The organism is Pedobacter sp. 22163, from assembly GCF_052045595.1.
Taxonomy (GTDB): Bacteria; Bacteroidota; Bacteroidia; order Sphingobacteriales; family Sphingobacteriaceae; genus Pedobacter.
The window spans coordinates 140719-163535 of sequence record NZ_JBQEPM010000005.1 but is presented as its reverse complement, the minus strand read 5'-3'; the positions used below and the strand labels follow the sequence as shown (position 1 = coordinate 163535).

Sequence of the window (22817 nt, the reverse complement as noted above, 5' to 3'; positions counted from 1 at the left end):
CCGTCCAATTTTATGCAGATACAAGTTAACCGAGTTTTTAAAGTGCTGTTAGGCATTGCTTTTATATTCTTAAGCATCACGCAGATACATGCGCAAAGTATTTCGCTTGCCGGCAAATGGCGTTTCAAAATTGATGCTAAAGATGAAGGTGTAAAAGGAAAATGGTATTCAACCGTTCTTCCCGAATCCGTTAATCTGCCAGGCTCAATGGCCGAAAACTTAAAGGGTGATGATATTACCCTCAAAACAAAATGGACCGGAAGTATTTACGACAGTTCGTACTTTTTTCATCCCCGTTTAGAAAAATACCGTAAACCAGGTAATATAAAAATACCTTTCTGGTTAACTCCTGCCAAACATTATACAGGTGCAGCATGGTATCAAAAAGATATCGAAATTCCTGCCAATTGGAAGGGTAAAAGACTGGTTTTATCCTTAGAATATCCCCATTCAGAAACAAAGGTTTGGATAGATGATATCGAAATCGGAACTCAATATACCTTTGTGGTTGCGCAAAATTTCGAACTCCCAGCAAATTTAAAAGGGGGGAAACATACCATCACGTTATTAATTGATAATCGCATCAAAGCGATAAACGTTGGGCAGGATTCACATAGTTTAACCGATCACACTCAAGGAAACTGGAATGGAGTAGTTGGCAAAATGGAGGTAATTGCCGGTTCGCCTGTTTATTTTGAAGACATTCAGGTTTATCCCGATTTGAAGAACAGGTTAGCCAAGGTTAAAATCCAGCTTAAAGCCAATGCTAAGCAATCCTCTGCCGGGAAAATTACACTTGCTGCTACCACCTTCAATACCAAAAATTTACTTCAGGTTAAGCCTGTAACAGCAACTTACCAAATTACAAATGGTGACGGTGCTTTGGAAATCAATTTACCAATGGGCGATAAAATAGCCACCTGGGATGAGTTCGATCCGGCATTGTACCGTTTAACAGCTACTTTACAATCGAAAGATGGCAAAAAAGACGAGAAAAAGGTACAATTTGGCATGCGTGAGTTTAAAGCCGTAGGCAGAACTTTTGAAATTAACGGTCGCCCGGTTTTTTTACGCGGAACGGTTAACAATTGCGAATTTCCGTTAACCGGTTATCCATCAATGGACGTTGCTGCATGGGTACGCATTTTTAAAATTTCAAAGGCACATGGGTTAAACCACATGCGTTTCCACTCGTTTTGTCCACCAGAAGCTGCTTTTATCGCTGCAGATCAGATCGGCTTTTATCTTCAGCCAGAAGGACCAAGCTGGGCCAATCATGGTTCATCTATCGGAGATGGAAAACCGATTGACCAGTTTATCTACGACGAAACCAACCGCATGACCAAAAACTATGGCAATTATGCATCCTTTTGTATGATGGCTTATGGAAATGAACCGCGTGGCAAACAAGTGGAGTACCTTACCAAATTCAATAATTATTGGAAAGCTAAAGATTCGAGAAGATTGTATACCGGAGCATCAGTTGGTGGTAGCTGGCCGGTTATTCCAAATAACGAGTTTATGGTGCGTGCGGGTGCCAGGGGTTTAGATTGGGGAAGAAAACCAGAAAGTACTTCTACTTATGCCAAACAGATTGAACAATTTACCGTACCTTTTGTAGCACACGAAATGGGCCAGTATTGTGCTTTCCCTGATTTCGATGAAATAAAAAAATATACAGGTGTTTATCGTGCGAAAAATTTTGAGATGTTTCAGGAAGATCTTAAAGACCACGACATGGCCGATCAGGGACATGACTTTTTAATGGCTTCGGGTAAACTACAAGCCCTTTGTTATAAAAATGAAATCGAAAAAGCATTACGAACGCCGAATTACAACGGCTATCAGTTATTATCGCTAAATGATTACCCGGGGCAGGGAACAGCGCTTGTTGGTGTTTTAGATGCCTTTTGGGATGAAAAGGGTTATATCAGCGCTAAAGAATTTAAACGTTTTTCTAATAGTACAGTGCCTTTGCTAAAAGTTTCAAAATTTGTTTTTACCAATAACGAAACCTTAGCAGCTGCGGTAGAAGTGGCACATTTCGGAAAGGCCCCTATTGAAAATGCAAAACTCTCCTGGACGCTCAAAGATGAAAGTGGCACAAATGTGGCAAAAGGTAATTTCGATCCTAAAACCTTAGCTGTTACCAATTGTATTGCCATCGGAGAAATCAAATTTCCCCTAAATAGCATTACAAAAGCAACAAAACTGAAACTGGAGGTTACCATTGATGGAACTGAATTCGCGAACGATTGGAGTTTCTGGGTTTACCCTGCACAATTACCACAGGTTAAAAGCAACGTATATTACTGTACCAGTTTAGATGACAAAGCACAGGCCGTTTTGGCCGAGGGAGGCAGTGTTTTTCTCAATGCATCAGGCAAAGTGGTAAAAGGAAAGGAAGTGGTGCAAACTTTTCTGCCTGTTTTTTGGAATACATCGTGGTTTAAAATGCGCCCTCCACATACTTTAGGTATTTTGTGTGATCCAAAACACGCCGCTTTTAACAACTTTCCGACCGATTACCACAGCGATATGCAATGGTGGGAAATCGTTAACAAATCGCAGGTCATGAATCTCGAAGATTTTCCTTCAGGATTTAAGCCAATTATTCAACCAATTGATACCTGGTTTTTGAACCGCCGCTTGGCATTGGTTTTCGAAGCAAAAGTAGGTAAGGGGAAATTAGTGGTTTCGAGTGCCAACCTCTCACCTGATTTAAAAGACGCACCTGCTGCACAACAACTTTATTTCAGTTTACAGCAGTATATGATGTCTGCCCAGTTTAATCCAAAATATGAAGTGGCTTTTAATACCGTAAAAGATATCTTCGAAAGTCCATCGAAAATTCAGTTCGATACCTTTACGAAAGATAGTCCTGACGAGTTAAAACCAAAACCAAAAACCAATTAAGATAAGCGAAATACCACCATGAGGAAATTTATATTCAGCACTGCAATAATATTCAGTATATCTGTACAACCGCTTTTGGCACAGAAAATCCCCAATAAAAAAGAGGTTTTAAAAGTATTAAAATCAACGAATGCTTATTTCATGAATAAATGGCCTGATGCAGGGAAATCAATCATAACGAACAGAGAGCGGCCAAGCAATATCTGGACAAGGGCAGTGTATTACGAAGGATTGATGAACCTTTATAAAATCCATCCGGAAAAAGAATATTACGATTATGCCGTTCAATGGGGTCAAAAACACAACTGGGGCTTAAGAAATGGTATTACTACAAAAAATGCTGACGACCAGGCTTGTGGGCAGACCTATATCGATCTTTACCTGATTGATAAACAACCCGAACGCATTAAAGACATTAAAGCTTCTATCGATCTGGTAATCAAATCGGGCAAGGTAAACGATTGGACATGGATTGATGCCATCCAAATGGGGATGCCTGTTTTTGCCAGACTGGGTAAATTATACAACGATACCACCTACTACAATTACATGTACAAAATGTACATGCATTCTAAAAATACTGAGGGTGGTGGTTTGTACAATGCCAAAGATGGCCTTTGGTGGCGCGATAAAGATTTTGTGCCCCCTTATAAAGAACCAAATGGCGAAGATTGTTATTGGTCGAGAGGCAACGGATGGGTGGTAGCCGCATTGGTGCGCGTATTGGAAATTATCCCTGAAAATGAAGCTCACCGCAATGAATATTTAAAAACTTATCACGAAATGATCAAAGCTTTGGTGCCAATCCAACGGGCTGATGGTTTCTGGAACGTAAGTTTGCATGATGCGACACATTTTGGTGGTAAAGAAACTTCGGGCACTGCTTTGTTTGTATATGGCATGGCCTGGGGCGTAAATCAGGGTATTTTAGATAAGGTTACTTACCTGCCTATTATCACCAAAGCCTGGAACGCCATGACGAAAGATGCTGTTCAAAAAAATGGTTTTATCGGTTATATGCAAGGAACTGGGAAAGAGCCAAAAGACGGACAGCCGGTAAGTTATACCAGCGTTCCCGATTTTGAAGATTATGGTTTGGGTTGCTTTTTATTGGCCGGAACAGAGGTGTACAAGCTTAAAAAATAATTAAGATGAATTTCAGAAATCTAGCTGGCTTATCGGTATTGATGTTGTTGTTCCTGCTGCCCAAACAAAATATGGCGCAAGGGGCGGGTATTGCTGTTTCTGAAATTAATGGTGTTTCATCTTTCCCGATTGTGGATGGAGGAAAAGCAGCTTCAATTTATATCGATGAAAAAGATGCTGAAGTAGTTGGAATCGCTGCTGAAGCTTTCAAGGATGATATTCACTTGTTAACGGGGACAATAAGTAAGGTTTTGAAAAATAGCCCTGCTTTAAGCGCTTATCCCATTATTATTGGTACGATGGGGCAGTCGTTTTATATCGATCAGTTAATCAAAGCCGGGAAAATTAATCGCACTACTTTATCCGGTAAATGGGAGACTTTTTCGGTTTCAGTAATCGAAAATCCTGTAAAGGGGGTGAAAAGGGCATTGGTAATTGCTGGCAGCGATAGGCGTGGGACTGCTTATGGTGTTTTTCAGCTTTCACGGATGCTTGGCGTATCGCCGCTTTGTTGGTGGGCTGATGTGAAACCGGCAATAAAAAAAACGTTATACATTAAAGCTGGCCGGCCTTTGGTAGAATCGCCATCGGTTAAATACCGCGGTATTTTTATCAATGATGAAGATTGGGGCATCCAACCCTGGGCTGCTAAAATGATGGATACCGATGTGAAGGATATCGGTCCCAAAACTTATACTAAAATCTTCGAGCTGCTGCTCAGGTTAAAAGCTAACTACATCTGGCCTGGCATGCATCCTTCAACCAAAGCGTTTTATCATTATGGCAATAATCCCGTAATGGCCGATAAATATGCCATTGTATTAGGTTCAAGCCATTGTGAGCCGATGCTGCGGAATAATGTTTTCGAATGGGCTGAGAATTTCGAGCACGAATACGGTAAAAAACCAGGCGAATGGCGCTACGATCTGAATAAAAATGAAATTGCAAACTATTGGGCGGACCGTGTAAAACAGGCGAAAAATTACGAATCGATTTATACTGTAGGGATGCGTGGTATCCATGATGGCAGCATGCCTGGACCGAAAGATAAAAATGAAAAAGTGAAATTATTGGGTGAGGTAATTACAGATCAACGAACCATTCTCAGCAAGAATATCACTAAACCGGTAAGCTCCATTCCACAGATCTTTTGCCCTTATAAGGAAGTATTATCTTTATACCAGGCTGGTTTAAAACTGCCTGATGATGTGACCATTGTTTGGGCCGATGATAACCACGGTTATATCCGTCAGCTTTCGAATCCTGAAGAGCAAAAGCGCTCGGGGGGAAGCGGGGTGTATTACCACATCTCTTACTGGGGTGCCCCACAAGATTATTTGTGGCTTTCATCTATTTCTCCATCGTTAATTTCGTACGAGTTAAGCAAAGCTTACCAGTATAAAGCCGACCGCCTTTGGGTTATAAATGTGGGTGATATTAAACCTGCCGAAATGGAAACGCAGTTTGCCATGGATCTGGCCTGGAATGTAAACCAGTGGAAACCCGAAAATGCAGATAAATATGCCGAAAGTTGGGCTGCTGAGACTTTCGGAGCTGAATTTGCAAAACCCATTGCTGAAATAAAAGCAATTTATTACCGCTTGGCACAGGCTGCTAAGCCAGAGCATATGGCCAATGTTAGTTTTACGGATGAACAGGCTGAAGAACGTTTGGCTGCATATCAAAAGATTTATGATCAGGCCAAAAGTTTAAATAATCAGATGCCAGCACGTTTAAAAGATGCTTATTTTGAATTAATCCTGTATCCTGTTGAAGGTGCCATGCTGATGAACCAGAAGATTTTATACGCAAAGAAAAGCCTGGTTTTAGCCGCTAACGGCGATCAATCGGCTTTAACTTATTCTAAAAAATCAACAGCTGCTTTCGATCAGATTCAGTTGATTACCAAAAAATACAATGAAGAAATTGCAGGCGGCAAGTGGAACGGAATGATGAGCTGGAAACCACGCGATTTAGCTGTTTTTAAAATGCCAAAAGTGGCCGATGCTGTAACGACGAAATCATCAGACATTACCACGAAATCTGAAAATAAAATTATTGTAGGTGCGGCTAAATATGCCGAGAAATCAGTGCCGAAGGGTCTATCTTTACAAACCCTAAAAGGACTTGGTTTAGGGGGTGATGGCATTTCGCTTTATCCTTTTACTTTTAAGCCGTTCGGGGAAACAGCGCTTCAAAATGCCGCTTTTACTATTTACGAAGTTGATTTCAAAACACAAGGCGAGCACCAGATCGAAGTAAAATGTTTACCTACTCAGGGCGTTAATAACGGCATTAAAGTGCGTTATGCCATTTCGGTAAATAACGACAAGCCGCAGATCATTAACATTTCTCCGGCTTCAGAAAATAATATCTGGAAACAGAATGTATTACAGGGTTACGCTTCGGGCATAACCAAACATGAGATTAATAAAACAGGTAAATCGACTGTGAAAATTTACATGCTCGATCCGGGCTTAGTAATTAACCAGTTGGAAATACAATAAATATGATGAAGAAACTTTTAGCCTTTGCCCTATCCTTAATTTTTATGCTTGCCATCGCCAGGGCACAAAACATTGGAGATTATAAATCTGGTTTTAAGAAAACGGGCAATATCGTTTCATTTTTAACCACAAGGGGAGAAGTGAAATTGGAGTTCTGTACGCCAGAAATTTTCAGGATCAGAACCAGTTGGAACGGAAAATTCGAAGCCAACGAAAACCTGATGGTGATTAACTACAACTGGGCCAATGTAGCGATTAAAGTTTCGGATAAAAAAGATCATTTCTTGCTTGCCACCTCAAAATTGGTGGTTAAATTATACAAAACCCCTTTCAGGATTGATGTTTTTGATGTCAAGGGTAAATTGCTGAGCAGCGAAGTCAATGGATCAATAAATAAAGAAAATACGCAGGTTGGGGTAACCAAAAAACTGCAGGCCGACGAACATTTCTTTGGGTTTGGCGAGCGCATGGATTTTATGGATCGCCGCTTTAAAAAAGTAACGTTAAATGTTGGGCGTGGTAAAGGTTTGCCGCATGCTATCGGCGCTTACAATATATTGGAAGCCAATTATTGTCCGGTTCCGTTTTTCATGAGTACAAAAGGTTATGGTATTTTTCTGCATAATTCTTTTGCCACCGAATGGGATATGGGCGCTTCTAAAAAAGATCAGTACAGTTTTAAAGCTGCTGATGGAGAATTGGATTACTATTTCATGTATGGGCCAACTTTTCCGGCTATTTTAGATCATTATACCAGCATTACAGGCAAATCGCCGATGTTGCCGCAGTTTGCTTTGGGCTTACATGCGGGTACGTACAGTGGTGGTACATGGGGCCATGAGGCAAAAACTTCTGATCATTATGTAGTTGAACTGGCAAAAAAATACCGATCGTTAGGTATTCCGGTTGATCTGCTTTGGTTAGATTCTACCTGGCGTTTATTCGGCGAAAATGGAGGTAAAGGGGCAACTTCTTTCGAATGGAGAGAAACGTTTAAAGATCCAAAATCGATGTTTGATAGCATTTATGCCATGAACTATAAAATGGTTGGCTTGCACCTTCGTCCGCGGTTTGATAATGCCAAAAAGTTAAACCTGTTAGATCAGGCCAGAGCGCAAGGTCATACTTATCCCGAAAATGGTAAACCCGGCGAATTTGTCAACTTTTTTGATGAAAAGGCCACACAATGGTGGTGGGATAACGGCGTAATGCGCGTAGCAAAATTAGGCGCTAAATTCTTAAAAACGGATGAAGGCAGTGCGTTCGGATCATTGGCCAACGAAAGTGAAAAAGTAGGACCTACCGGAAAAGATGCGGAACGTTTACATAATTTATTTCCAATAGCTTATGCCAAAGCCCCTTTTTTGGAGTTTGAAAAGTTTAATGGTTTTAGGGGATTAAATCAAACCAGGGAAGGTTATTCAGGCATTCAGCGTTATCCTTATATTTTTGCGGGCGATTGGCCTAGCGAATGGCAGTACTTTGCTCCGGTAATTAAAGCCGGATTAAATGTTGGTCTTTCGGGCGTAGGTTCATGGGCACATTGTATGGGCGGTTTCGAACATCAGGCCGATCCGGAGCTGTATATCCGTTGGGTACAGTTTGGGATGTTCAGTCCGATTGCACTCGTTTTTGGGATGGATCACCCTGGTTATAAAGAACCCTGGAAATATGGTGAGGACGCTTTGCGTAATTTCAAAAAATACGATCTGTTGCGTTACCGTTTATTTCCTTATATGTACACCAGTATGCATCAGCAATACGAAACAGGTTTGCCCATGATGAGGGCTTTGGTGCTTAACCATCAGGATGATGAAAATGTGTACGAAATTGGCGATCAGTATATGTTTGGCGATAATTTAATGGTTGCCCCGGTAACCACCAAAGGCGCCATTACCCGATCGGTTTATTTACCAGAAGGTACCTGGTTTAACTATTGGACAAATGAAAAATACGAAGGCAAAAGTTATCACCATGTGGTAGCACCTTTGGATACCATTCCTTTGTTTGTCAAGGCAGGAAGCATTATTCCGATGCAGCCAGAAATGGCTTACAGTGGCGAAAAACCAGTTGACGTGATTACCCTGGATGTTTTTCCTTATGGAACTTCTAAATATGATATGTACGAAGACGATAATTTAAGCGCTGCATACAAAACAGGGAACTTTGCTTTAACGAAGATCACTTCTTCATTAACAGCATCGGATTTAACGCTGAAAGTGGCTAAACCAACAGGTAGTTTTAAGCCAACTAAACATAAATACCTGGCTAAAATACATTGGGCGGGAAAGGCAAATCCTAATGGTGTTTCAGAAAATGGTGCTAAATTGAAAGTTTTAAAAACACCAGATCAATTGGATAAAACTGATGGCTGGTTTTATGATGTAAAAAATAAGATGCTTTGGATTAAATCAGGTGGAGATAACAGTGCTGATTTGAGTTTTGTAGTGAATTAATGGGTGGTTCGTGGGGACACGAACCACGGAAGAAATATCCCAGAGGAGATTTGTCATTCTGAACGCAGTGAAGAACCTAAGAAATAGAACACAGGTTTAGCTAAAAGAACTGAACCAGAATGTAAATGAAGAACTCAGTTTAAGTGCTTATCTGTTCGGGATTCTTCACTGCGTTCAGAATGACAGAACTAATAGTTAAAATCCTTAAAAAAATAAAATTGAAAACATGAAAATTGCATTTAAGATGAAACTTAAGCCAGGTTTTGAAACAGAATATAAAAAGCGCCATGATGAGATCTGGCCAGCGTTATCTACTTTGTTAAAGGAAAATGGGATCAGCGATTATTCTATCTTTTTAGATGAAGAAACCAATACACTTTTTGCTGTGCAACAACAAAATGGAAATTCCTCGCAAGATTTAGGCAGTACCCAGATTGTGCAAAAATGGTGGGCATACATGGCCGATATTATGGAAACCAATGCCGATAATTCTCCAAAAACATTTCCTTTAGAAATGGTATTCCATTTAGATTAAAAATATGCAATTACAACGATTCTGTTCTGTCCTTCTGTTAAGCACATTAATTTTTAGTTTGGCTAAAGCACAAAAGCCTGTAAAAAATGCCAGCAATTGGCCTGTTATCGAAAAGCAGATGAAACCCTGGACCCGCTGGTGGTGGATGGGCAACGCTGTAGATGAACAGAATTTGAACCTGGTTTTAAAGAAATATGCAGATGCTGGCCTTGGCGGTGTAGAAATTACACCAATTTATGGCGCAAAGGGTTTTGAAAAGCAATATTTACAGTTTTTATCGCCGGAGTGGGTGAATATATTGCACCATACGGTTAATAAAGCCAATACTTTAGGCTTAGGTGTTGATATGAACACTGGTACGGGCTGGCCATTTGGCGGTCCACAGATTAAGCCCGAAAACGCCGCTACCAAACTGATTATCCAACAATATAAACTCAAGGCGGGAGAGAAGTTAACCGAAACCATTAAAGTTAAAGAAGCGAAACAGGATTTCGCGCAGTTACAGGCTTTAACCGCTTACGGTAACAATGGTGAGGTGCTCAACCTGTTTTCTAAAGTTCAGGCTGATGGATCTTTAAATTGGTCGCCTGGTAGTGGGAGTTGGGATATTTATGCTGCTTTTGCAGGTAAAACCAGGCAAATGGTTAAACGTGCAGCACCTGGTGGAGAAGGTTTTACTTTAGATCACCTCGATAAAAATGCAGTTGATGTTTACCTGAAAAGATTTTCGGATGCTTTTGGAGGTAAACCACAAGGTATTCGGTCGTTTTTTAACGATAGTTATGAAGTTTATGGTGCAACATGGACGCCAACTTTCTTTCAGGAATTTAAGAAAAACAGGGGCTACGATCTGGCCACTCACATTAAAGAATTAACCGGTAAAGATTCTACGAATGCAAATATTGCCCGTTTAAAATCTGATTACCGCGAAACCATGAATGAACTTTTGCTCCATAATTTTACGCAAAACTGGACCAATTGGGCGCATCAGCTTAAATCGGTGACCAAAAACCAATCGCATGGTTCGCCGGGCAATCTGCTCGATCTTTATGGAGCGGTTGATATTCCTGAAACAGAAACCTTTGGTTCAAGTTACTTCCCGATTCCAGGCCTTAGGCGTGAGGCTGGAGATATCCGCAACGTAGATCCCGATCCGATAATGAGCAAATTTGCATCATCTGCAGCACATACAGGTGGCAAAAAACTGGCATCATCCGAAACGTTTACCTGGTTAACCGAGCATTTTAAAACTTCGTTTTCGCAATGTAAACCAGAAGCAGAACAATTGTTCCTGGCAGGAATTAACCATATTTTTTATCATGGAACCACCAATTCGCCAGCAAATGTGTCCTGGCCGGGATGGCTGTTTTATGCCTCGGTAGAAATGAATCCAAACAACAGTTTATGGCCACAGGCACAAGGATTAAACAATTATATTGCCCGTTGCCAGTCCATTCTTCAATCAGGAAAGCCAGACAATGAACTTTTGATCTATTGGCCAATTTATGATGTATGGAACAAGGCGAAAGGTTTAGATATGGCCTTAAAAGTACATGATGTTGATGAATGGTTACACCCAACAGCCTTTTATAAACTATCAAAAGAACTTTCTAAATCGGGTTATTCTTTTGATTTTGCTTCCGATCGACTGTTAAAGCAATCAACGGTTAACAAAGCATTGATCAGTACTAACGCTGCCGCTGCGCCATACCAGGTGTTAATTGTTCCGCAATGTGAAATGATGAGCCCGGAAACGTTAGATCAAATGATCAAACTGGCCAGCAATGGAGCAAAAGTCATTTTTCAGGCATTGCCTAAAGATGTTCCAGGTTTAAACAACCTGGAAACCCGCAGAGCACAGCTAAAAGCAACCTTGACTAAACTGATTTTTACGGACGGCGCAGGGGGTATTAAACAGTTTAAAGTTGGGGCAGGAGTGATTTTATTGGCTAACGATGTGCAAAAAGCATTAAATGTAATCGGCATTAACAGAGAAACTTTAACCGATAGCGGACTACAGTTTATCAGGAGAAAAACAACAACAGGTAAATATTATTACCTGGTTAACCACACCGCTAAAGATATTGATACTGAGCTTTCTTTAAATGAAAGTGGGCAGGTTTTAATCATGGACCCGCAAAGTTCGAATGTGGGCTTGGCTGCAGTACGCGATAAAAAGGTTCGTGTACAGCTTAAATCGGGAGAGAGTTTGTTTTTAAAGGTTGGTCAGAATGGAACCAGCTCACCTTGGGTTTATCTGAACAAAGCTGTTAATACGATCAATCTTAACCAACCCTGGGAATTACATTTTACCGAAGGTGGACCGGAGCTTCCTGCAGATCAGCAGTTAGCTAAACTGGTAAGCTGGACTACTTTAAACGATCCTAAATTACAGGCCTTTTCTGGTACTGGTGTTTACACCTCGGGTTTTAATCTGAGTTCGAAAACAGCCAAAGAATATGTTTTAAACCTGAGCGAGGTAGATGAAAGTGCCAGGGTGTGGATTAATGGTCAGGAAGTGGGCATTTTATGGAGTATCCCTTTTCAGGCCCGGGTTGGCAAATATTTAAAAGCAGGCCATAACACCATCAAAATTGAAGTGGTTAACCTGATGGCGAACCGCATCCGTGATATGGATATCAAAAAAATCCAATGGCGGAATTACCACGAGATCAATTTTGTAAATATTAACTATAAAGATTTTGATGCATCAAACTGGAATGTAATGCCTTCGGGATTGATTGGGCCGGTGAGCATTACGCCTTTTAACTAATCATATTTTCGCATATGGGAATCCTAAAGTTTTGTACAAATCAATAGCATTTTGTCATGAAAAAACTCATTATACTCGCTTTGTTTACCGCCATTGGTATAAATGCCATGGCTCAAGATTATATCATTACAAAATTTGGTGTCGGATCAGATAGCACTAAATTAAACACGAAAGTTATTCAGGCTGTAATAGATAAAGCTTATCAAAAAGGAGGAGGAACGATTGTAATTCCTAAAGGTGTTTACCTTAGTGGAGCACTTTTTTTTAAGCCTAAAACGAAGCTGTTGTTACAAGAAGGTGCTGTGCTTAAAGGATCTGATGACATAAAAGATTACCCTTTTATCCCGTCGCGTATGGAAGGGAGGAGCCTTAAATACTTTGCTGCATTAATTAATGCAACAAAAGTTGATGGTTTTAGTATTTCTGGCCCTGGCACTATTGATGGAAATGGCCTTAAATTCTGGAAAACATTTTGGGCACATCGCGATTCGCTTAAAAAATCAGGAAGAGAATCTACAAACCTGGAAGTGAGCCGTCCGCGGTTACTTTTTATCTGGGGATGCAATAATGTGAATATTAAAGGTGTAAAATTGCGTAATGCTGGATTCTGGACCACCCATCTATACCAATCTAATAATGTGTTAATTGAGAATTGCGATATCCGTTCGCCGTTTCGGCCAGTAAAAGCACCAAGCACTGATGGTATAGACATTGATTTTTGTAAAAAAGTAACGATCAGAAATTGTTATATCTCTGTAAATGACGATGCTATTTGCATTAAAGGTGGTAAAGGACCCGATGCACAGAAACTGCCGGAAAATGGTATTGTTGAAGATATTTTAATCGAAAACTGTACCATTGGCGAAGCACATGCTACTTTAACCATGGGAAGCGAGTGTATTCATGCACGCAATATTACCATGCGAAATTGTAAGGTAGAAAATAACTGCCCGATTTTAAAAATGAAAATGCGTGGAGATACGTTTCAGCTTTACGAAAATATTACGGTAGAAAACATTACAGGAAAATGTGGTGCTATTATCGACTTAAATCCCTGGAAGCAGTTTTTCGATTTGGCCGGTAGCACCGCAAAACCATTTGGTACAATCAGAAACATCAGGATCTCAAACATTAAAGTAGAAGCAACAAAATTTGGCGAAATGGATGGGAACCCTGAAGATAATGTATCGGGTTTTCTTTTTAAAGATTTGGAAGTAACTACAAAAACACCTTTTCTGAAAAACAGGTATCCCGATGTTAAAATTGAAAACGTAATGGTAAATGGAGCGCCTTTGGTTGTTAAACCTTAATCTAACACTTATTCTTAAGCTAATGATATTGGGCTTTGAGGTCAAACGATTTGGGTTCTAGGTCAAACGATTGGGGTGACAGTTTGCAAAGAACGGTCGTCATTCCCGCGCAGGCGGGAACCTTAATGCAACATATAAACCTGGCTAAAACGTTAAGATTATTCATAAGTTTTCTTTTTATTCATAGGCATTCATGAGCACGGAATGAAGATCCACCTGTAACTGCCATTTCCTTATCCTCGGTCTGTGTCCTCACAGAACGAAAAAATTATATTTAGGTGGTCTGTGGAGACACAGACCACGGCAACTTTTATTGCTCGCGCTCGTTAAAAACGAGCGTTAGCCAAAAAAAAGAATATTAGATGGTCTGTGAGGACACAGACCATGGAAACGAGGTGAGCTACCGACCAAGAGAAAAATGCTTCTTTATTCCGTGCTTTCATTGTTTTCCGTGGCAAAAAAGTAAAATGCTACCAATCCAACTTCAACAAAGCTACTCCTTGTCTGGCTAATTCCATTTCAAAAGCACCGCCCGTGGTGTCAAATTTTCTGGGTTTACCAATCATTTTAAGCTGGCCGGATTTTTCTAATGCTGCAATCTGTTTTGCATCTGGGTTTTGAGGTGAGCCCATTTTTTTCCATTCTGAATAAGAATTGCTATTTTCGGTATCAATGCGATATTCTGTAACAGATACCATTTTTGCAGGTAATTTATTCAACAAGATGGAAACAACATCTTTCGAATCCGTTTTATCCTCATCGTGGTAATTCCACAACATAACAGCAGCGTTTTTTTCGGCTTTGGTGGCTAAAACACCTATGTCTGTTTGTGGCTTTCTGATGCTCGAATCTAAAATAGCATTTAAATTGTACATGCGGTTACTTGTGACCTCAACACGGTTCCCTTTCATCTGGCCAAACATCCTGAATACATTTAAAACAGGTTTATCAACGCCATTGGTGGCTAAATCGCGGAAACCTGCAAACCAAGGCTGGTTTTCAAATTCGAACGACCAGGTAACAGCGCCCAACAGGTTGATTTTGTATTTATCTGTAAGTTCGTAAAGCCGGGCAAAAGAGGCGGCGGTATAACTCGAATACATGGTGCCGTTTCGGTAGGCATTTTCAGGATTGGTACTCATGCCACAGGCTGCACAACCTTCAGGATCGGATTCGCCGATAATTACAGGGATATTTTTAAGTTGAGGATATTTACTGATGATCTTATAATTTCCATCAATATTGCGGAGCTGAGCCCTTACATTCATCACTACGGTTCCATTAACCACCCTTGGTGAGCCTTTAGCATGAAAAAGAACAGCATCTAAAGGAGAACCGATTTTACCCGTTACATAATTGGTATCGTTTAAACAATGTTTGATAAAGGCATCCAGGTACTTCGTTCCACCGCCTGTTACGTTGGCACCACCAATTTTTGCTGTAGGTAAGGCGCGTTTTAGTCCATCGGCAGCGTAATCGTAAAGTTTAAAGAATTCGGCCTGTGTACCTTTCCAATAAGCGCCATCCGGCTCGTTCCACACTTCCCAGTACCAGCTTTCTACCTCAGCCTTGCCATATCGTGCTACACAATGTTTTACCCATTCGTAAACCAAGTTGCCCCACTTTTTATAATCTTTAGGCGGATAGGCCCAGCCGGTTAAAATTTCATCATATCGGGCGCCGGGTTTCCATTTGTGTTGATAGGGTTGAGGTTTCGTTGAAAGTGCCTCTGGCATAAAGCCAATCTGTGCCAAAGGTTTCATGCCTCTTTTAACGTAAGTATCGAAAATCTGATCAACAATTTTCCAGTCGTAAACCGGATTACCTTTGGCATCTTCTGTGTAAGCATTTGTAGATCCCCATTTTAAAGCAGGGGTGCCATCTCCAGAGGTTAACAAGTTATGCGCACGTACATATACCGGAACCGGACTTAATTTAGAAATCTCGGTCAATAACTTCTGGCCATCTTTCATATAGGTGTAATTTGGTTCATCATAACCAAACCAGGCCCAAATGGGTTTCATGGGTGCTATATTCTTGTCGAAATTAACCTCAATGTTGGCTTTAGACTGCGCATTTGCTGTATAGATGAAAGCGGTTAAGCTAAGGAGTAGGAGGTAAGCTTTTTTGAATGTTTTCATATGGTGTTTTTTATTTCGGTCAAGACTTCCGAAGTTTACCCTAGCATATGGCCTGGCAAAACTTCGGAAGTTTACTTATGGCTGTTCGTAAATTTCTGCTTCAATAATACTTAAACCACCTTTTAGTTTGGTTTCTGCACGGTCAACACCATCATCAAGTTTTTTACCATTTACTTCTACGCCAATATATGAGTTTTCTTTTTCTTTTCCGGAGCCCACCAACTGTATGGTAACTGTTTTTCCTTTTGTTGCTTTGCAATTTGCTGTAAAATAACCCAGACTGGGTTTGCTATTGCCTTCGAAAACTACCTTTCCATCAACCAGGATCCTTAATGGATAAATTTTGGTTCTAAAACCATTCAATTTTAAGGAGACTGCTGATACTGTACTTTCTTTTGCTAAAGTATATTTGATCCATGCGGTAGCAATCTTTCCATCGTTTACCCAATCGCTCAATTCATTATCATCGAAGCTTAAATTGGCTTTATCGCTATTGGCGCCAGCTTCGGCAGCAACAATTTTAATCGATTTCCGGGAAATAGTGTATGAGGGATCAAGCGGTGTTGCGCCTTTGCTTAAGTTCGGTTTCAAACCATCGCTTGGTAGTTGGTTAGCTAATCCCTGAGCAGTATTAACCGGTAAAGTTTCGAAAGAAAGGCTTGAAGACCGTAAGTCTTCTGCTTTTGCGGTTAAATTAATTTTCCCGGCAGCAGTTGTCGATCTGATGAGCACTCTGTTTACCCCATTTTCTACTGGCAGATTTTTAGCTAAAATATAATTATCTGGTCCCTGGGCTAAACCTCCACGCCATTCGGCTGGGCCATCCAAACTAAATTTGATCATATTTGAAGCCGTAGGGCAACGGTTTCCATCCTGATCTGTTACTTCAACCTGCACCAATACCACATCGGCACCATCAGCCTTAAAACCGCTTGGGTTTTTCATTACAGTAAGTTTTAACCCTACTGGTTTGCCTGCTGTTTTTAATTGTGTTTCTGCCAGTTTTTTTCCTGCAGAAGAATAAGAAATGGCCTTTATTGTGCCCGCCTGGAAAGTTATGTTTTTAAAGGTGAACATAAAACCATTGCTTTTTTCGCCAAAACCAAGTGATTTATTGTTCAAGATCAGTTCTACCTTGTCGCCACTGGCCACCACATAAACATTCTTCTTAACACCAGCTTTGTAGTTCCAGTGTCCGATTAAGTGGATGCCAGTTTTTTTTGCATCAACCCAACCATCCCACATTACTTTGTGTGCAAAAAAGGCATCTTTAGGAATGCGCATTGCATCCACTTCGCCACTTCTGCGGTAGTTTTCTTCGCCGCGGTGGTGGGTATTCGAATCAGAAAATATAATGTTTACCCCACCAGAACTTACTCTTGTTCCTGTTCCAGGGCGCTCTTCATAATATTCGTTCCAACGGGTTACATCTTCAATGGCAAAAGAATCCTGGTTGCGGTTATAATCGCTGGCATCGGCATCTTTGTATTTCGGACCAGCACCATTTACATGGAAGGGAGGAGAGAACTCATCCCAATATTTCCGTAGGGCCTCATCTCTCGAATATTCCATCGACCATACCGGTTTGGTTGCGCTTTTATTGATGTATAACATTTCGCCACCATATTCAGCTTCAGGGATATCGAGCATTTCTCTCGATCCGATTGCTCTGCCTCCATTTGGGTCGTAAAGATTTCTAATCTCTTTCATCTCCAGCATGTGCGCTGTACTGATCGATTCGTTTCCACATTCGTAAAAAACGATACTCGGGTTGTTGCGGTTGTAAATAATGGCATCTGTCATTACCGCTTTTCGCTGATCCCAACGGGTTCCGGTAACATCTTTTTCCGAATCTCCGGCAGGCATGGCTTGGATCAAACCTACGCGATCGCAAGATTCTATATCCTGTTTCCATGGTGTAATGTGCATCCAACGTACCAAATTGGCATTGCTTTCTACCATGAGTTGATTGCTGTAATCGCTTAGCCAGGGTGGAACCGATAAACCAATTGCCGGCCACTCGTTGCTGCTGCGCTGGGCATAACCTTTCATCATTAATACGCGATCGTTCAAATAAACCATCCCATTTTTAAATGCTGTTTTCCTAAATCCGGTTTTAGTGCTCAGCTCATCGATAATTTTGCCTTCCGATTTTAATCTTGAAGTAACGGTGTACAAGTAGCCGTAGCCCCAGCTCCAAAAGTTTAAGCCGGTTACCAATGCTTCGGCTTTTAAGGTCAAAGTATCGCCAGCTTTGATATTGGTTTCTGCAGATTTAAAAGTTTTAACGATTTTTCCATCAAGGTCTTTAAGTTCTACCTCATAAACCAGCTTTTTATCGCTTGCACTTTCATTTTTAACCTGCGATTCGGAAACCACTAAGGCTGATTTACCTTTAATATTGAAATCTTTAGCGTAACAGTAGTTACCCGTAGTTTTTAAAGTAGAATAAAGTGGAAGTGTTTGATATACATTACCAGTAACATGCAGGCGTACATTTTTCGATATCCCTCCATAATTGGCATTAAAATTTTTATCGTTCCATTGGTAGCCAGAGTTGGTCGCTTTTTCTTTGTAGTTCCAGGCATTATCAATCCTAACCGCGATCACATTTTCTTTGTTCTGGTTGATTAAGCTGCTAATGTCGAACCCAAAGGCCATCACGCCATTTTCATGCCGGCCAATAAACTTTCCGTTGAGGTAAAATTCACCCGCCTGCCTGATGCCTTCAAATTCCAGGAATATTTTACTGCTTTGGCTGGTTTCTGAAATGGTAAAATGCTTGCGGTACCAGGCAATACCGGTTGATAAATCTTCTATAGATTTTTTAAAGGCTTCATCTTCGTTCCAGGCATAGGGTAGGGTAATCGATTTCCATATCTTATCATCAAAATCGGTGCTTTCTGCACCAGGCAAATCACCTACAAAAAGTTTCCAGCCAGGATTAAAGTTGTAAGTTTTTCTTGGGGTAACGGGTTGTTGCGCCAAAGCGATAAAGGGCAGTAGTGCAACCATTAGGAAAAGGTAAATGTGCTTCATTATTTTTGGTTAGGACTTAATTTAATAGCTAAGGATTTATCACGGTTGCAACTGATTTCACCATTGGAGTATGCTAATTCAGCGAGTTGAATCACACTTCTTCTGGTCGTGTAGTTATCGGTTCCTTTATTTTCAGGTGTTCGGCCAGGGTGGGTAAAGTAATAGATGTAGGCTTTATCTCCATTCACCACCACATCGGCATGGCCGCCCATTACACCATCATCGGTTCCTTTTCCGGGTGCCTGTAAAATGTTTTTGGGCTGGCGTTTCCAGGTGAGGAGATCGGTAGATGAATATATGCCGAGGCCATTCCAGTTGTCGACCACCATCCAATAGATGTTTTTCCAGTAGAAAACTTTCGGACCTTCGCAGCCTTTATCACCAATTAACTTTTTGCCGCTATCTTCCCAATGGTATAGATCTTTACTGTCGGCATAATAGATAGATTTACCAGCCATTTCATTGTTGTAATACATGCGCCAGCCTTTGTTATCAGGCAATTTAAATACACAGGCATCAATGCAGCGATCGGAGGCCAGGTTCAGTTTGGATTCGAATTTCCAGTTGATGAGGTTTTTACTGGTAAGATGGACAATGTACCGTGGATGGCGCCAATCGTTAAAAACGCCAGGCACATAGGTTAAATACATGTGGTAAATTCCTTTATTTTCGATTACTTCTGGCGCCCAATGGGTATAATCGGTTAGCCGGTATCGAATATCGCAGGTATCACGATATTTCCACTTTACACCATCTTTCGATTCGGCAATGCCGATACGGGTACCATGTACCCAACTTACGCCATCAAGGTTTTTAACATTTGCCCTACGGTTGGTATAAAACATAAACCACTTCTTTTCTCCTTTATTCCAGATCACCACCGGATCGGCAGCCCCGCCGTAAACAGGGTCGCTGTACAACGGCTTGGGAACCAGCGTTGTTTTGTTGCTTTTTTGAGCAAAAGCACATATAGAAAACAGTATAAAAAAGGCAAGGAGGAGTTTTTTCATCTCAAATTGATCATTATTGGACCGTTTCTATACCATTGGGATAAAAACGCCATTAATAAAAAGGAAATATTTGGTTAAATAGTTTAAACGAGTTTACCGTTTAAAATTGAGAGGGCCGTCCTGCTCTATCCTGTAGAAGATAGATTGCATATGGATAAACAGCTTTTAGCGCTTTTCAAACGCTTAAAATAATGCTTTTTCCGATATAGCGAGGTGGTAACAAAAGCAATACAATTTAACGGAGCCGAATGTACGATGAAGGAAATAATAGTATAGCTCATTTTTTTATTTGGTTTTTTGTACGTTAAGATGTACATTTGATTGTACAAATTCAATAACTATGAAAGCAGTAACCATTTCTTCTCTGAGAACAAATATGAAAGGCTATTTCGATGAAGTAAGTGCTACAGAGGACGTTTTGATTGTTCCGAGAAATAATAATGAGGATGATGCTATAGTAGTGATTTCAATTAAAGAATATAATGCACTTACCGAAACTGCACATTTAATGTCGACAGAAGCAAATCGCAAAAGATTAGATAAATCTATAGAGAGTTTAAAAAACGGTAGAATGAAGCAATTTTCCGTAGAAGACGAAAAGTCTGTTGAGCTTTAAGCAATGAATATATTGTTTACTGAAGAAGCCTGGGAGGATTTTGAATATTGGATGGATAATGATGATGAAGCGGAAAGAAAAATTAGGGCACTCCTGAAAGATATAACAAGAACACCATTTCATGGTTTAGGAAAACCTGAAGCTTTAAAGCATAATTTAAAAGGCTTTTGGTCACGGCGGATAACCGGGGAACATCGTTTGGTTTATCAAATATCGGGTACCAAAGGCAAAGATCAACAATGTGCCGTTATTCAATGCCGGTTTCACTACAATAAATAGTAATATCCAAACAAAAAAGAGCAATAAACCCGAAAGTAAATTGCTCTTTTTTAAAGGCTTAACTGGCTTACCAACCTGGGTTTTGCATCGCTTGTTTTTGCTCAGGTGTTAATGCCGCTCCACCGCTCTTAATCACATCTAAGAAACTTTGAGGAATAGGGCGCAGGTAATGTTTGCTTTCTGATGGTTTTGCCTCATCGTTAAAGGCAGTTGTTCTTGCAACCAAGGTTTTGGTACGTGCCAAATCTTCCCAACGCAATAGCTCGCCCATGAGCTCTCTCGAGCGTTCGTTTAAGATGAAAGAGGTAAACTTATTTTCCTGTGAGGTAGCACCAATTTTATCGTAAAACTCTTTATTGGAGTTAAATATATCGGCCTCGCTGTTTAAGTGCATGCTGGTTAGGGTAGTGGCAGTTGTAGCGGTTAGGTTATTCGACTCGAAATAGCTGTTTTTATCAGAATATGAAACAAATGGCGCTGTGTTTGCAGCAGGGTTGTTTTTATACGACGCACCACCATCTACATATGCTGATCTGTCTTCTCCTTCTTTATACGCAGCGCGGTCTCTAACTTTATTTAAGTATGGAATGGCCTGCGCAAACTGGCCCATTCGTCCGTAAGCTTCAGCCGCAATTAAATAGGTTTCTGCCAGGCGGGCTAAAATGCCATCTCGTTGACCAAATTGTGATGCAACAGCATTTCTTGAACCATCCATAAATTTAGATAAAGCAACAAACTGACTTACACCATAATTTCCATGTCCACCCAAATAACTTTGCGGTTGGCCAGCAAAATACCTTACATACATACTTGGCTTGCGGCGGCCAATATCAGTGGGAAGTGCAGGGTTTGCATTTGCAACGGCGGGTGTATATCTGGTATCGCCTGCATTATTAACGATATATAAAATAGATTCTTCGCCGCCAGCAAATTTTGCTTTACCCACAAGGTCTGGTGTTGGTGCTGTTCCTGCCGTCCAGAGTGGTGCTGCGGCAGGTCTGTTGCATAAATAACGTGTTTTAAAGCTTTTCCAAAACCTCGAGTCGTTTACACGATCGAAAACATCGAGCGCATAATCTGTAGATCTTAAACGCTGGAATTCACGATCGCCAGGGATATCGCGTTGCATACCTGGTAAATTTTGGTAAATAGACGGATAATACAAATGTACCTGGTTACCATAACGGCCCTGAGTAGCTGTATTGCCAGAAAATTGTGCGGCTAATATGATTTCTTTGTTGGTTTCGTTTGCGCCGTCAATGGTAGTGAAATTCCATAAATCGCTAAAGTTGGTAGCCAGGGTATGCTGACCGCTGTTAATCACCAGGTCGGCATATTTTACTGCATTTTGTAAATCAGCAGTTTTGGTATCGCTATTCCATGCGTTGTTTATTTCGCTGGCACGGAATAAATACGCTTTTGCCAAAAAGTGTGCAGCTGCCCATTTGGTAATGCGGCCTGTTTCTGTTACCGTAGCAGGCAAAAAGTTATAAGCCTGTGTGAAATCTTGAATTACTTGCTCATATACCTCTTTTGCACTGTTCCTTGTAAATTCTTCCTGAATGAAATCCTGTGCTTCTAACCTCAACGGAACACCACCGTACTGTTTTACCAGTTTAAAATAATCGAAAGCACGCATAAAATAACCTTCGCCCAGGCGTGTGTTTTTACTTGCGCCCTGATAATACAATGGCACGTTTTTGATAAGAATATTGGCCGAATTTATGTTTTCGTACATATTGTCCCATACGCTGGCCACATCTGCATTAAGGGAATTCAAACTGGCATCGTAAGAGTTCCACATTTGCTCGGTTCTATCGCCACCAACGGTAAATTCATCCACTCCATAGTTAGATGTAGTGTATGCCCAGGTATAATTAAAATGAAATTTTAAACTTTGGTACATGCCTATGGTTAAACCGTCGAGGCCATCAGTTGTGATAAAATCTGCAGTGGTACGGGCATTAACAACTTCTTCATCTAGGAAGCTTTTTTTGCAAGAAGTAGGGAAAATCATCAATCCTCCTAATATTGCAGCACCCGATAATATATTTATAATCTTTTTCATGATCAATTTTTTTAAATAGCG

General features: G+C 40.7%; 13 protein-coding genes. 9 read left to right on the top strand and 4 right to left on the bottom strand.

The genetic code is table 11. From position 1 onward, the window contains the following. Positions 1-12 precede the first annotated feature (12 nt). The 7 genes from ACTJKN_RS14690 to ACTJKN_RS14660 all read left to right on the top strand — a co-directional run bounded on the left by ACTJKN_RS14690 (position 13) and on the right by ACTJKN_RS14660 (position 13643). A complete protein-coding gene (locus tag ACTJKN_RS14690) occupies positions 13-2916 on the top strand; it encodes an exo-beta-1,4-galactosidase (protein WP_440826086.1) in 2904 nt (967 codons plus the stop codon). An 18-nt stretch (positions 2917-2934) separates the two neighbouring features. After that, positions 2935-4062, top strand: coding sequence for a glycoside hydrolase family 88/105 protein (locus ACTJKN_RS14685; RefSeq protein WP_440826084.1), 1128 nt, complete (start codon positions 2935-2937; stop codon positions 4060-4062). Between the two features lie 5 nt (positions 4063-4067). Continuing rightward, complete coding sequence (locus ACTJKN_RS14680) at positions 4068-6569, top strand: glycosyl hydrolase 115 family protein (RefSeq protein WP_440826083.1); 2502 nt, start codon at positions 4068-4070, stop codon at positions 6567-6569. Positions 6570-6571: 2 nt separating this feature from the next. Continuing rightward, positions 6572-9025: a glycoside hydrolase family 31 protein gene (locus ACTJKN_RS14675; RefSeq protein WP_440826082.1), complete on the top strand. Its 2454-nt coding sequence runs from the start codon at positions 6572-6574 to the stop codon at positions 9023-9025. A gap of 226 nt (positions 9026-9251) precedes the next feature. Beyond that, positions 9252-9560: an L-rhamnose mutarotase gene (gene rhaM / locus ACTJKN_RS14670; protein WP_215130962.1), complete on the top strand. Its 309-nt coding sequence runs from the start codon at positions 9252-9254 to the stop codon at positions 9558-9560. 4 nt (positions 9561-9564) lie between these two features. Continuing rightward, complete coding sequence (locus tag ACTJKN_RS14665) at positions 9565-12333, top strand: glycosyl hydrolase (RefSeq protein WP_440826081.1); 2769 nt, start codon at positions 9565-9567, stop codon at positions 12331-12333. Positions 12334-12389: 56 nt separating this feature from the next. Continuing rightward, a complete protein-coding gene (locus ACTJKN_RS14660) occupies positions 12390-13643 on the top strand; it encodes a glycoside hydrolase family 28 protein (RefSeq protein WP_440826079.1) in 1254 nt (417 codons plus the stop codon). Between the two features lie 470 nt (positions 13644-14113). Here ACTJKN_RS14660 and ACTJKN_RS14655 read toward each other — a convergent pair whose 3' ends face one another. The 3 genes from ACTJKN_RS14655 to ACTJKN_RS14645 form a co-directional block, all read right to left on the bottom strand. Continuing rightward, positions 14114-15784 (bottom strand): GH39 family glycosyl hydrolase, encoded by a 1671-nt coding sequence (locus ACTJKN_RS14655; RefSeq protein WP_440826078.1) that lies wholly within the window; start codon positions 15782-15784, stop codon positions 14114-14116. 75 nt (positions 15785-15859) lie between these two features. Then, on the bottom strand, positions 15860-18823 hold the full coding sequence (locus tag ACTJKN_RS14650) for a glycoside hydrolase family 2 protein (RefSeq protein ID WP_440826077.1): 2964 nt from the start codon (positions 18821-18823) through the stop codon (positions 15860-15862). Further along, on the bottom strand, positions 18823-19833 hold the full coding sequence (locus ACTJKN_RS14645; RefSeq protein WP_440826076.1) for a family 43 glycosylhydrolase: 1011 nt from the start codon (positions 19831-19833) through the stop codon (positions 18823-18825). Before ACTJKN_RS14645 ends, ACTJKN_RS14650 begins: the two co-directional genes overlap by 1 nt. Before the next feature lie 340 nt (positions 19834-20173). Between ACTJKN_RS14645 and ACTJKN_RS14640 the strand changes: the two genes are divergently transcribed. Together ACTJKN_RS14640 and ACTJKN_RS14635 are read left to right on the top strand one after the other, a co-directional pair. After that, entirely contained in the window at positions 20174-20449 is a 276-nt protein-coding gene (locus ACTJKN_RS14640; protein ID WP_440826074.1) for a type II toxin-antitoxin system Phd/YefM family antitoxin, read from the top strand. Positions 20450-20452: 3 nt separating this feature from the next. Further along, the gene (locus ACTJKN_RS14635; RefSeq protein ID WP_440826072.1) at positions 20453-20728 is read left to right on the top strand and encodes a Txe/YoeB family addiction module toxin; all 276 of its coding nucleotides are present in this window, start codon (positions 20453-20455) and stop codon (positions 20726-20728) included. Between the two features lie 67 nt (positions 20729-20795). Here the strand turns inward: ACTJKN_RS14635 and ACTJKN_RS14630 are convergent, their stop codons facing one another. Continuing rightward, entirely contained in the window at positions 20796-22796 is a 2001-nt protein-coding gene (locus ACTJKN_RS14630; protein ID WP_440826071.1) for a RagB/SusD family nutrient uptake outer membrane protein, read from the bottom strand. Positions 22797-22817 lie beyond the last annotated feature (21 nt).